8 protein-coding genes are annotated in these 13,770 nt (G+C 62.3%); 7 read left to right on the forward strand and 1 reads right to left on the reverse strand.

Features of this window, described 5'->3' with window-relative positions:
- Positions 1-579 precede the first annotated feature (579 nt).
- Entirely contained in the window at positions 580-4,122 is a 3,543-nt protein-coding gene (nifJ, locus tag QNJ86_RS08905; RefSeq protein WP_283832259.1) for a pyruvate:ferredoxin (flavodoxin) oxidoreductase, read from the reverse strand.
- 605 nt (positions 4,123-4,727) lie between these two features.
- Here nifJ and QNJ86_RS08910 point away from each other — a divergent pair.
- From QNJ86_RS08910 to QNJ86_RS08940, 7 genes are all read left to right on the forward strand, one after another.
- Complete coding sequence (locus tag QNJ86_RS08910; protein WP_283832260.1) at positions 4,728-6,344, forward strand: ABC transporter substrate-binding protein; 1,617 nt, start codon at positions 4,728-4,730, stop codon at positions 6,342-6,344.
- A 281-nt stretch (positions 6,345-6,625) separates the two neighbouring features.
- Positions 6,626-7,582, forward strand: coding sequence for an ABC transporter permease (locus tag QNJ86_RS08915; RefSeq protein ID WP_283832261.1), 957 nt, complete (start codon positions 6,626-6,628; stop codon positions 7,580-7,582).
- Positions 7,583-7,586: 4 nt separating this feature from the next.
- Positions 7,587-9,614: a dipeptide/oligopeptide/nickel ABC transporter permease/ATP-binding protein gene (locus QNJ86_RS08920; RefSeq protein ID WP_283832262.1), complete on the forward strand. Its 2,028-nt coding sequence runs from the start codon at positions 7,587-7,589 to the stop codon at positions 9,612-9,614.
- Complete coding sequence (locus QNJ86_RS08925) at positions 9,611-10,489, forward strand: ABC transporter ATP-binding protein (RefSeq protein WP_283832263.1); 879 nt, start codon at positions 9,611-9,613, stop codon at positions 10,487-10,489. Before QNJ86_RS08920 ends, QNJ86_RS08925 begins: the two co-directional genes overlap by 4 nt.
- Before the next feature lie 184 nt (positions 10,490-10,673).
- Positions 10,674-11,618: a dihydrodipicolinate synthase family protein gene (locus tag QNJ86_RS08930; RefSeq protein ID WP_283832264.1), complete on the forward strand. Its 945-nt coding sequence runs from the start codon at positions 10,674-10,676 to the stop codon at positions 11,616-11,618.
- 9 nt (positions 11,619-11,627) lie between these two features.
- Positions 11,628-12,617 carry an ROK family protein gene (locus tag QNJ86_RS08935; RefSeq protein ID WP_283832265.1) on the forward strand — a complete coding sequence of 330 codons (990 nt, stop codon included), beginning with the start codon at positions 11,628-11,630 and terminating at the stop codon, positions 12,615-12,617.
- A 35-nt stretch (positions 12,618-12,652) separates the two neighbouring features.
- Positions 12,653-13,327 (forward strand): N-acetylmannosamine-6-phosphate 2-epimerase, encoded by a 675-nt coding sequence (locus QNJ86_RS08940; protein ID WP_283832266.1) that lies wholly within the window; start codon positions 12,653-12,655, stop codon positions 13,325-13,327.
- Positions 13,328-13,770: the final 443 nt, after the last annotated feature.

Below are 13,770 nucleotides of genomic sequence, written 5' to 3' on the forward strand. Positions count from 1 at the left end.
TCGCGGCCCCTACGGGGCCACTCGATCGGTCGTGGACCGCCTCAAGGCGGTCCAACTTTCTGCCGCACGCCCTAAAGGGCGATCTCTGCCAGTCCGGATGCCATTGCTGACAAAGGGAGATTATGGTGGATAGCGTCGACATCCCTGATTCTCACTGCGCTGCGCTTCTCTACAGTATGTGACGCGCTTTCGCGCTGCCTATTACGCCAAGAGGATCCCACCTACCCTAACTTTATGACGCGGACTGACTAACCAGAAGGCGATACTAATAGACAGGTTGGAGGCGGAACATACGCCGTGACCTGCATTTTCGCGCTTCGCGCGAACGGATGCTTCCCTGAAGGGACTAGGCGCTGAGCGCCGTCGCTGGTATCATCCCTCGAGGGTTATGCTTCTTGCAAGATAGCACCTTCAAGTCAGTCAGCCCGCGTCGTAAATAAGGGGAGTTGGATATCACATGGCGTAATCAGTAGCACGAAGCGCGTCACACTTTGTTGGCGCGGTGGCTCGTTGCGTCTGCATAAACAAAAGAACCCGGCTCGTGGGAACCGGGTTCTTTTTACGCTCCGTATTTAATACTTACACCTCGGCGTACAAATCCTTCAGCTTCAGCAGATGCTCGTAGCGGGCCATGGCGGCTTGTTCGTTGCGTTCGAACAGCTCGGTGGCGCGCTCGGGAAATTCGCGGGTCAGGCGGCTATAGCGAGCCTCGTTCATGAGGAATTCCTGGTAGCCACCCGCCGGCTCCTTGGAGTCCAGCGTGAACTTCTTGCCCGCCGGCGCGGCCGGGTTGAAGCGGAACAGATTCCAGTAGCCGCAGTCCACGGCCTTCTTCATCTCGTCCTGGCAGTTGGCCATGCCGCCCTTGATGGAGTGCATCTCGCACGGCGAGTAACCAATGATGAGCGATGGTCCCGGATAGGCCTCGGCCTCGGCGATAGCCTTGATGGTTTGGGCCGGCTTCGCGCCCATGGCCACCTGCGCCACGTACACGTAGCCGTAACTCATGGCAATCTCGGTGAGGCTTTTCTTCTTGATGTCCTTACCGGCGGCGGCGAACTGCGCGACCTGGCCGATGTTGGACGCCTTGGAGGCCTGGCCACCGGTGTTGGAGTACACCTCGGTATCGAACACGAACACGTTCACGTCTTCGCCCGACGCCAGCACGTGGTCGAGGCCGCCGTAGCCGATATCGTAGGCCCAGCCGTCGCCGCCGAAGATCCAGACGGACTTCTTGGCCAGGTAATCCTTGTTCTCAAGAATCTCAGGCGCCTCGGGGCAGCCACCGGCCGCCGCAGCCTCAAGCGCCGGGATGAGCGCCTTCACGGCCGCACCGTTCGCCTCGCCGTCGTTGGCGCTTTCCAGATACGCCGCGATAAATTCCTTCGTGGCCTCAGGCGTCTTGTCGCTGGCTGCCATCGCCTCCAGCTTGCCCACCAGGCGCGAACGCACGGCCTCGTGACCCAACAGCATGCCCAAGCCGTGCTCGGCGTTGTCCTCGAACAGCGAGTTCGACCAAGCTGGGCCATGGCCTTCCTTGTTCACCGTGTAGGGCGACGTGGCCGCCGGACCACCCCAGATGGACGAGCAACCCGTGGCGTTCGTGATGTACATACGGTCGCCGAACAGCTGCGTGACCAGCTTCGCGTATGCCGTCTCGGCGCAACCCGCGCAGGCACCCGAGAACTCAAGCAACGGCTGCTTGAACTGACTGCCCTTGACGGAGACATCTTCCAGTTCCGGCTTCGGCGCCACGTTGGCCACACAGTAGTCGAAGACCTCCTGCTCGGCCAGCTGGCTCTCGGTGGGCACCATGGAAAGCGAATTGCTCGGGCACACGTTGACGCACACGCTGCAGCCCATGCAGTCAAGCGGCGATACCGCCAGCGTGTACTGCATGCCAGCAGCCGTCTTGCCCTTGGCGGGCACGAGCACCGCAGCCGCCGGAGCTGCCGCAGCCTCGGCCTCGGTCAGCGCGAACGGACGAATGGTGGCGTGCGGGCACACAAACGCGCACTGGTTGCACTGGATGCAGGTGGCGGCATCCCATGCGGGCACCGTCACGGCAACGCCGCGCTTCTCATACGCGGCCGCGCCCTGCTCGAACTGGCCATCGGAGTGCGCCACGAACGCGGACACGGGCAGGCGGTCGCCGTCCATGCGGCCCACGGGCTCCATGATCTCGCGCACCATCTTCACCAGCTCGGGACGACCGGCAGGCGTGGGCGCTTCGCCCTCGTCAACCGCGTTGGTCCAGGCGGCCGGCACTTCTACCTGCACAAACGCCGTGGCGCCTGCGTCGATGGCGCGGTGGTTCATATCCACCACGTCCTGGCCCTTCTTCAGGTAGGACTTCGTGGCCGCATCCTTCATATACTGGATAGCATCCTCCTGCGGCATGACTCCCGCCAGCGTGAAGAACGCCGATTGCAGGATGGTGTTCGTGCGCTTGCCCATGCCAATTTCGCGCGCAAGGTCGATGGCGTTGATGGTGTACAGCTTGATGTCGTTGTTGGCAATGTAGCGCTTGGCCTCGGCATTCAGGTGATGCTCAAGCTCTTCGGGTGTCCACTGGCAGTTGATCATGAACGTGCCGCCCGGCTTCACGTCGTTCACCATGCGGAAGCCCTTGGTCACGTACGACGGGTTGTGGCAGGCCACGAAGTCGGCCTTGTTCACGTAATAGGTGCTGCGGATGGGCGAATCGCCGAAGCGCAGGTGGGAAATGGTTACACCGCCGGTCTTCTTCGAGTCGTACTGGAAGTAGGCCTGCACGTACTTGTCGGTGTGGTCGCCGATGATCTTGATGGAGTTCTTGTTCGCGCCCACCGTGCCGTCGCCGCCCAGACCCCAGAACTTGCACTCGATGGTGCCCGCCGCAGCGGTGTTCGGGCTGTTCGGGTCCTCAGGCAAGGACAAATTCGTCACGTCGTCCACAATGCCCACGGTGAATTCGCGCGCCGGCGCATCCTTCTCCAGCTCCTTGTAGATGGCGAACACGGAAGAAGGCGGCGTGTCCTTCGATGCCAGGCCGTAGCGGCCGCCCACCACCGTGAGGTCACCGCGACCCTCGTGCGAAAGCGCATTGATCACGTCCATGTACAAAGGCTCGCCGAGCGCACCCGGCTCCTTCGTGCGGTCCATGACGGCAATCTTGGTGCACGTGGCCGGCAGCGCCGCCACAAACTTCTCGCTCACGAACGGGCGATACAGGCGCACCTTCACGAGGCCCACCTTCTCGCCGTGCGCGTTCAGGTAATCCACAACCTCTTCCACCACGTCGCAGAACGAGCCCATGGCCACAATCACGCGGTCGGCATCCGGCGCGCCGTAGTAGTTGAACAGCTCGTAGTTGGTGCCCAGCTTCGCGTTCACCTGGTGCATGTAATCCTCAACCACCTCCGGCAGCGCGTCGTACACGCCGTTGATGGCCTCACGGTGCTGGAAGAAGATGTCGCCGTTTTCGTGGCTGCCGCGCATGGCTGGACGCTCCGGATTGAGCGAGTGCTCGCGGAACGCGCGCACGGCGTCCATGTCGCACATCTCGGCCAGGTCGTCGTAATCCCACACGGCAATCTTCTGCACCTCGTGTGACGTGCGGAAACCGTCGAAGAAGTTGATGAACGGGATGCGGCCCTTGATGGCGGACAGGTGCGCCACGGCAGACAGATCCATGACCTCCTGCACGTTGGTTTCGGCGAGCATCGCAAAGCCCGTCTGACGACACGCCATGACGTCGGAGTGGTCGCCGAAGATGCTGAGCGACTGGGCGGCCACGGTACGCGCGCTCACGTGGAACACGCTCGGCAGCTGTTCGGCCGCAATCTTATACATATTAGGAATCATGAGCAGCAAGCCCTGAGAGGCGGTGTAGGTGGTGGTGAGCGCACCCGCTGCGAGAGAGCCATGCACGGCACCGGCCGCGCCACCCTCGGACTGCATCTCGCACACCTTCACCGTGGTGCCGAAGATGTTTTTCTTGCCGGCGGCAGACCACTGGTCAACCAAGTCTGCCATCGGGCTCGACGGGGTGATGGGGTAAATACCCGCCACCTCGGTGAACGCATAGGAGACGTAAGCCGCGGCATTGTTGCCGTCCATCGATTTGAATTCTCTCGTCATTATTCCTCTCCTCTGAAGGGGATTCTGCCCTGACCGAAAGCTCGCTCACCCCGTCGCAGGCGCGGCGCGTGAGCGAGAGCGCGCAAGCGGGCTTTTAGCCGCTTAGTCCGATTACGCTTCGTCTGGTCGAATACACAGCCTCTATGATACCAGCGCCTCTTCGTAGGCGGACGCGACGCTCCGGCGGGCGGATGGCCGCGGTTGCCCCCGTCGGCAAACGGTTTCAATTGTGGCGACGTCGTGAAGCACCGCCGCCCACGCAGCGCGCTCAAAGCTTACCTTTATAGTAAGTACCTCCGCCCCGGACAAAAACAAGCCCCTAGCGTGCACTGAAAACTACGCGAAACACCGCCGAAAACCCGCCGCTGGCTCTTCGTTTACTATTTGTTGAACGGTGTTTCTCCCCGAATGATGACACGGGAGCAACTGGCGTTTCCCCAGGTGAATTATTCTCAAATTTGAATAACTAGCGGTAATATTGACTTTACCTGTTCTTTATTTTCGCGGCGATATCCACCATAATAGACGCCAGTCGTGGTGCGCGTGCATCTACGCGCGTACGCTCGGGGCAGGAAACGCCCCGCCAACGAATGGAGGGAAAGTTTATGGAAAAGCCTTTGAAGTCACCTTTAACTCGCCGCACGTTCCTTGCCGGTAGCGCCGTTGCTGCGGCAGCTGCTGGCCTCACGCTCGCCGGTTGCGGCGGTGGTGGCAACGAGGAAAAGCCGGCCGACAACGGCGGCGACACCCCTAAGTCTGACACCCCGGCTGCGGGTGGCACGCTCACGGGTGCGATGGCCTACACCAGCACGAACGTGAACCCCATCGGCAACAGCTCCGCGCTGATGCTGGCCGCTACGTGGCACGTGTTCGAGGGCCTGTACGACCTTGATCTGCACACGTACAAGACCTACAACGCGCTGGCCGCCGGCGACCCGGTGAAGGTGTCCGACACCGAGTATGAGGTCACGCTGCGCGACGGTGCCAAGTTCTCCAGCGGCGACGCCGTGACTGTCGACGACGTGGTGAACGCGTTCGAGAAGAACATGGCCGACGCTACCTACGGCGCGTTCCTCGAGTTCATTGAGGACGTAAAGGGCAAGGATGACAAGACGGTCACCTTCACGCTGAAGTACCCCTTCGAGAGCCTGCTCAAGGGCCGTCTGAGCGTGGTCAAGATCTTCCCCGCTTCGCTCACCGAGGACGACCTGAAGACCAAGCCCATCGGCTCCGGCCCGTGGATGTATGACACCATCAACGGCGACGACGGCGGCACCATCAACTTCGTGCCGAACACGAACTACGACGGCAAGTACAAGGCCACGGCCGACAACATGGCGTGGAACATCACGCTGGACGCCACCGCCCGCACGACCGCCCTGCAAGAGGCCACCGTGCAGGTTATGGAGAACGTGCCGGATGCCAACGCCGATCAGCTGACGGCCGCCGGTGCTACGGTTGAGTACCTCCAGGGCTTCAACCAGCCGTTCTTCATGTTCAACACGCTGAAGAAGCCGTTCGACGACTACCGCGTGCGTCAGGCGTTCTTCTATGCCGTGAACGTGGACAAGCTCATCTCCAACCAGATGGACGGCCATGCCGCTGCCATCACGAGCTTCCTGCCCGAGGATCACGAGAACTACCACAAGGCCGCCACGGTGTACACCTATGACCCCGAGAAGGCCAAGGCCCTGCTTGAGGAAGCCGGCGCGAGCGATCTGTCGTTCACGCTGCTCACCAACAACAACTGGGTGAAGGATCTCGCTCCGCAGATCAAGGAAGACTTAAGCGCCATCGGCGTGAACTGCACCATCCAGGAGGAGAAGATCAACTGGAGCGCCCTTGCTCCTTCCGACTCCGAGCTGCCCTACGACGTTATGCTTACCCCGGGCGACCCGACCTGCTTCGGCAACGACCCCGACCTGCTCATGAGCTGGTGGTACGGCGACAACGTGTGGACCGACGGCCGTTCTTGCTGGAAGAAGGCAGCCGACGGCAAGTGGGCCGAGCTGCAGGAGCTTATGCAGCAGGCGCGCGTGGCCGACAGCGCCGCGCAGCAGGAGCTGTGGAACCAGTGCTTCGACCTTCTGGCCGAGCAGGTGCCGCTGTACCCGCTGTTCCATCGCCAGCTGGCCACGGGCTACCAGGATTCCATGATCTCTGGCTTCCAGCCCATCGCCACCACGGGCCTCGTGTTCCTGGGCGCTAGCCCCAAGGCGTAAGGCTTACGCACTCGGCGATTTTTGCACGATACTGCGGGCCCGTCCCTTTGGGGGCGGGCCCTTTTGTTGAGCGTATGCCGCTCGCGGCAAAAGGGGGTTCCCCGAAGCTCCACCTGCGGGAACTTTCTTACTACGCGGGCGCATTTTCCACACAGAAACACTACGTACTCATATAGAATACGAGGTGGCTTCTCGCCGCAGGGTTCACGGGTCTCCCACGTGCGCTGCGCCGAGCAGCAACCGTATTGTCGACAAGAGCCAGATAGCGAAAGGGGGACCCGGTGAGCAACCTGTTACGCCTGATCGGCCGACGCCTCATAGCGCTGCCTATCATGATATTCGGTGTCACCATCCTCGTGTTCTTCATCATGGCGCTGTCCCCCATCGACCAAGCGTATTCGGTCTTGGGTGAGAACGCCTCGGAAGAACAGGTTATGCAGTACCGCGAGGACCACGGGCTGAACGATCCGGTACTCGTGCAGTACGGCAACTTCATGGTGGGGCTTGCCCAGGGCGATTTGGGCACCTATGGTGCGAACAACGCCTCGGTGGCTGAGCGCATTGGCACCGCCCTTCCGGTCACGTTGCAGCTGACCTTCTTTGGTTTGATTATTGGCGTGGTGGTGGCCGTGATACTGGGTGTGATCTCGGCGCTCTACCGCGACCGATGGCCCGACCAAATTATCCGTGTGTTCTCCATCGCCTGCATTGCTACGCCCTCGTTCTGGCTGGCCGTGCTTATGATTTTGCTGTTCTCTTCCATGCTGCATGTGCTGCCCGCCTCTGGGCCCCTGCCCTCCATCACGTCGGACTTCGGCGGATGGATGGCGCGTATGGCCATGCCTGCAGTGGCGTTGGGTGTGCCAGTTGCCGGCCAGCTGACGCGCGTTATCCGTACGTCCATGGTGGAAGAGCTCGACCGCGACTACGTGCGCACCGCACTTGGCGCGGGCATCCCGAAGAGTGTCGTGGTGGCGCGCAACGTGCTGCGCAACGCGCTCATCACGCCCGTAACGGTGCTTGGCCTGCGCATTGGCTACCTCATTGGTGGTGCGGTGGTTATCGAGGTTATCTTCAACCTCCCCGGCATGGGTATGGCCATCCTGTCCGGCATTCAGTCCAGCTACACGATGCTCGTGCAGGGCGTCGTACTGGTGGTGGCCGTGACGTTCATTGTCATCAACATTATCGTGGATATGCTTTATATCCTGATCGATCCCCGAATCAGGACGGTGTAGCATCATGGTGAAACTTCGAGGAAACCTTACTGAGAACATGGAGGCCAACGCCGGCAAGGTGCATTTCCGCCGGTGGAAGGCCATGAGCATCGGTTCGCGCATCTCGCTTATTGTGCTGGTACTGGTGGTAATGATTGCGGTGTTCGCCAACATTTTGGCGCCGCACAACCCGCTGGAAATTTTCACGGCACGCCAGGCACCTGACGCGCAGTTCTTGTTTGGCACCGACGACAAGGGCCGCGACGTGTTGTCGCGCATGATGTATGGCGCGCGCTACTCGCTCATCATTGGCCTGGGTGCAACCGCGTTTGCGCTGGTATGCGGCTCCATTATTGGTGCCGTGGCCGCCGTCGCCCGCAAGTGGGTGTCGGAAGTTATCATGCGCATCTTGGACGTTATCATGTCCTTCCCGGGCATCGCGCTGGCCGCCACGTTCGTGCTGGTGTTCGGCAACTCCGTGCCCTCGCTCATCTTCGCAATTGGCTTTTTGTACATCCCACAGATTGCGCGTATCGTGCGCGCCAACGTGGTGAGCGAGTACAACCAGGACTACGTGCGCGCCGTGGTGGTTTCCGGCGCTCGCGCCCCGTGGATTCTCGTGAAGCACGTGGTGCGCAACTGTATTGCGCCCGTTATGGTATTCACCATCGTGTTGGTGGCTGATGCTATCGTGTTCGAGGCGTCGCTGTCGTTCATCTCTGCTGGCATTCCGGAGCCCACGCCTACCTGGGGCAACATTCTGTCTGATGCCCGCGGTGGCGTGCTGGCTGGTCGCTGGTGGCAGGCATTGTTCCCCGGCCTGGCTATCATGATTACCGTGCTTTGCCTGAACATTCTGTCCGAGGGCATCACCGACGCCATGGCCGCAGCGCCGAAGGCACCCGTGAAGGCCGACGACGCAGCGGTACGTGCGAACCGTGAAGCCGACAAGATGGTTGCCGACCCCACGCTGGCCTACGCAGCCCAGGCTGAAATGCTGGAGCAGCGCCTAGCCCAGTTGCAGGCCGTAGAAAAAACGCGCCACGACCGCTTCCCCGCCCGTACCGACGTGCCGCCCATTCTGGAAGTGAAGGACCTGTGCATCAAGTTCCCGCGTCATGGCGACGTGAACGTGGTTGACCACGTGAGCTTTGTGGTGCGCCCGCGTCAGACCATGGGCCTCGTGGGTGAATCCGGCTGCGGCAAGTCCATCACCTCGCTTACCATCATGGGCCTGCTTGATCCGAAGGCCACCATCACCGGAGAGGTGCTCTACGACGGGCAGAACTTGCTTGCCATGAGCCAGCGCCAGCTGAATGAGTTGCGCGGCCGCGAGATTGCGATGATCTATCAGGACGCGCTGTCTTCGCTGAACCCGTCCATGCTGATTAAGGCCCAGATGAAGCAGCTCACCAAGCGCGGCGGCACCCGCAGCGCCGAGGAACTGCTTGAGTTGGTAGGCCTCGACCCGAAGCGCACACTGGACTCGTATCCGCACGAACTGTCCGGCGGCCAGCGCCAGCGCGTGCTTATTGCTATGGCGTTGACGCGCGACCCAAAGGTTATCATTGCCGACGAGCCCACCACCGCCCTTGACGTGACGGTGCAGAAGCAGGTCATTGACCTGCTGAACAAGCTACAGAAGGAACTGGGCTTCGCCATGGTGTTCGTGAGCCACGACCTGGCGCTGGTAGCCGAGGTGGCGAACTCCATCACGGTTATGTACGCTGGCCAGGTTGTGGAGCAAGGCCCGGTGACGGACATCCTGTGCCACCCGGTGCACGAGTACACGCGCGGCCTTCTGGGTTCGGTGCTGTCCATCGAAGCCGGCGGCGACCGCCTGCACCAGGTGCCCGGCAGCGTACCGTCGCCGAAGGACTTCCCCGAGGGCGACCGCTTCACGCCGCGCTCAAGCCACCCCGACAAGGTGTCGCAGCTGCGTCCCGTGTTGAAGCGCGTTTCCGACTCCGATCACTACTATGCCGAGCTGCCTGATAGCGAACTTAAGCGCCTCGACATTAAGCCCTACGTGCCAGGAGGTGCCATCATATGAGCCAGGAGACCGTAAACGGGGTCATCGACAACGCCGCTACTACGGCGGCAGTCGATGGCGAACCCGAGCCCATCATTTTCCTTGACGACATTAGCGTGACGTTCAAGACGCGCACCGGCTCTATCCTGCACCCGAACCGCGTGCAGGCCGTGCGCGGGCTCACGTTGAAGCTGATGCCCGGCATGACACTGGGTATTGTGGGCGAATCCGGCTGCGGCAAGTCCACCACCGCAAACGTCATGTGCGGTTTGCAGGCGCCCACGTCGGGCAAGGTGTTCTTCAAGGGTCGCGACGTGACGAAGCGCACGGCCGAGATGCGCCGCGTTATCGGCCGCGTGATTTCGGTGGTGTTCCAGGATCCGGCGACGGCCCTGAACGCCCGCATGACCGTGCACGACCAGCTGCTTGACCCGCTGAAGGTGCACAAGATTGGCGACAAGACCTCGCGCGAGCAGCGTGTGCTGGAACTGATTGAGATGGTGGGCCTGCCGAACTCCGTGCTGGAGGCGCTGCCGGGCCAGCTGTCTGGTGGCCAGCGCCAGCGTGTTGCTATCGCGCGCGCGTTGTCGCTGTCGCCCGACGCTATTATTGCTGACGAGCCCACCAGCGCTTTGGACGTGTCCGTGCGCGCACAGATTTTGAACCTGCTGATGGATTTGAAGCGTGACCTGGGACTGTCGATGGTGTTCATCAGCCACGACATTCAAACCGTGCGCTACATTTCCGACCGCATTGTGGTGATGAATGCCGGCCAGGCTGTGGAGCGCGGCACACCTGATCAGCTGTTCACGAACCCGAAGGACGACTACACGAAGTTGCTTTTAGGTGCGGCACCTTCGCTTCTGCATCCGGAGCTTGCGGCGTTCGCCGAGTAGGTGTTGGCTGGTGTGCGCACGCGTGGCGCGCACCGTGGACGCTCGTTAGTTTGACCGCGCCCGGCCCCGTAAGGGTGGCCGGGCGCTTTCTTTATGGTGACCTGCCCTCTTGCGTTGACGAACGCCGAGGAGCACACTACCCTTTTACCGTTTGGAATCAGACCTGAAAAGAGGCTAAGGACCCATGACCGATTCACCGTTTCGCGGAGTTATTCCGCCGGTTGTTATCCCGCTGACCGAGAAGCGCCAGCTTGACCTGGAGGCGCTTGAGCGCACTATCAACCGCATGATCAACGCAGGCGTTGACGGCCTGTTCTTCCTGGGCTCGTCGGGCGAGGTGGCGTTCCTCACCGACGCGCAGCGCTACCACGTGCTGCAAGAGGCCATCGCCATGGTGCACGGCCGCGTACCCGTGATGGCGGGCATCATCGACATGGAGACCATGCGCGTGGTTGACCAGGCCAAGCGCGCGACTGGCTACGGCGTGGACGCACTGGTGGCCACGGCCCCCTTCTACGCGCTGGGCGGCCCGAAGGAAGTTGAGCGTCACTTCCGCGCCATTCGCGAATACACCGACCTGCCGCTGTTCGCCTACGACCTGCCTGCGTGCGTGCACACCAAGCTTGACCCCACCATGCTGGTGCGTCTCGGCGAAGACGGCGTGCTGCAAGGCGTGAAGGACTCGTCGGGCGACGACGTGTCGTTCCGCTGGCTCATGCTGCAAAACGAGGACGCGGGACACCCACTGCAGCTTTTGACCGGCCACGAGGTAGTGGTTGACGGTGCGTATCTGGGCGGCGCGGACGGATCCGTCCCCGGCTTGGCGAACATCGACCCGGAAAGCTATGTGGAGCAGTGGAAGGCCGCGCAGGCTGGCGACTGGGAACGTGTGCGCGACATCCAGAATCACCTGGCCCGCCTCATGTTCGTGACGCGCGAGGTGAAAGCCACCGTGGGCTTCGGCGCGGGCGTGGGCGCGTTCAAGACGGCGCTGTGGCAGTTGGGCGTGTTCAATACGAACCAGATGCGCGAGCCCGTGGAACCACTTGAGGGCGAGGACGTGGATCACATCGTTGAGGTGCTGAAGCGCGCGGGGCTGATGGACGCCGACGCGCCGACGCGCCGCTAGGACGCGGTTGTGAGCGACGTGCAGGTAGTGGACGCCGAGCGCGCCGGGGGGTTTCCCTGCGTGGTGGCCGCTTTGGATGTGGGCGGCACCAAGATTGCGGGGGCGCTGGTGCGCTATGCGGCTTCTGACACCGCGCCGGTGGTGGAGGCGCGGCGTGCTGTGCCAACCAAGGCTGCGCGCGGCGGGGCTGCGGTGCTGGAGACGCTGAGTGCGCTGGCAGGTGAGCTTGTTGCGGCTGGTGCTACGGATGGCCAGGCTGTGGTAGGCGTGGGCGTGGGCACGGCCGGGCGCGTGGATGCGCGCACGGGTTCCATTGCGTACGCGAACGAGATTATGCCTGGTTGGACGGGGCAGCCCGTGGCGGCGCACCTGCGCGAGGTGCTGGGCTTACCAGTGGCCGTGCTGAACGACGTGCAGGCGCACGCGCTGGGCGAGGCCCGTTGGGGCGCGGCACAGGGGGCGGACACCTGCCTCATGGTGGCCGCAGGCACCGGCCTTGGTGGCGCTATCATTGCGCATGGGCGCGTGCTGCGCGGCGCGCATGGGTTCGCTGGTGAGGTGGGCCACACGCTCTCCCCCGACGCGGCGGGCGTGCGCTGCGTGTGTGGCGGCACGAGCCACTTAGAATCGGTGGCCTCGGGAAGCGGCATTGAGGAACGCTACCGTGCGGCTGGTGGCGAGGCGCTTTCGGGCGCTGAGATTGCCGAGCGCGCGGCGGCGGGCGACGAGCTGGCGCGCCAGGTGATTGAGTTGGCCGGAAGCAGCTTGGGCGAGGCTATTGCAGGCTGGGCCAGCATGTTGGACCCGGAACTGGTTGTGCTGGCTGGCTCGGTGCTGAACGCGGGTCCGTTGTGGCGCGACGCCCTGCATGAAGGTTACGCGCGGCAGACGCCGGAAACCTTGCGCTCGCTTCCCCTGGTGGATGCGCAGCTCAAGGGCGATGCGCCACTCATTGGCGCAGCTGAGAACCTGTTAGACTTTCTCGGGGCGCGCGACTAGCGCCGCACCCCGTCATGTTCACGAAAGAAGGAAGTATGGCTGTCGACCCCCTGATCCAACGCCTTAAGGGCACGCTTATTGTGAGCTGCCAGGCTTACCCGGGTGAGCCGCTGCGCCACCCCGAGACCATGGCGCAGATGGCGCGCGCGGCTGAACTGGGCGGCGCCTCCGCCATCCGCTGCCAGGGGCTGGCGGACATCGCGGCCATCAAGGGGCGCGTGGATATTCCGGTTTTTGGCCTTTGGAAAGAGGGGCACGAGGGCGTTTACATCACGCCTACGCTGCGCCACGCGCGCGCCTGTATCTCGGCCGGCGCCGACGTGGTGGCGCTTGACGCCACTGCACGCCCCCGCCCCGACGGGCGCACGTTCGAGGAAACCGTTGAGGCACTGCGCGGCGAAACCCTGATCATGGCCGACTGCGCCTGTATGGACGACGTGAAGCGCGCGCTTGCGTGCGGCGTTGACATCGTGTCCACCACCCTTGCAGGCTACACGAACGACCGCCCCAAAACCGAAGGCCCCGACCTGGAATTCCTGCGCGAAGCTGTTGCGGCTGCGGGCGAAGTCCCCGTGTTCTGCGAAGGCCGCATCCACAACTTGGCTGACGCACGCGCGGCCATGGACGCCGGCGCTTTCGCCATTGTAGTAGGGACGGCTATTACGCACCCGACGTCCATCACCTCCTGGTTCGCGGGGGCTATCGGGTAGGAAGGTGCAAGCTGGAGGACGCGCGCAAATACAAAGTGTGACGCGCTAACGCGCTACCTAATACGCCATAAATTTTACAAATTCCCAACGTTACGCCGCGGGCTGACTGTCTTGAAGGCGCAACCTTTATTAAAGGAAGAATCCCCAGGTCAAAGTAGGGGCGATTCACGAATCGCCCTTTCCGCCGAAGGCGGAGCACTCGATTATCACCCCAGTTACATGTTTCGCACAAACTTCCATTCTTGGTTTGCGGCGGCCATCGGCTAGAAGAAGGGATTCGACCTGTCCGGCTGGGGGGGTTTGGGAGGGTTCTTGGCGCGCCGCTCCGCTGCTCAAACGTCCTTCCGCGCTTTGCGCGGAAGGACGTTTTCGTGCGCTGCGCTCCTTCATGCTTTAGCATGCGCCCTTCGGGCGCGAAGAAGACAGTGTTCAGAAGCGCCAAG

This window comes from Gordonibacter faecis, assembly GCF_030077735.1.
Classification (GTDB): domain Bacteria; phylum Actinomycetota; class Coriobacteriia; order Coriobacteriales; family Eggerthellaceae; genus Gordonibacter; species Gordonibacter faecis.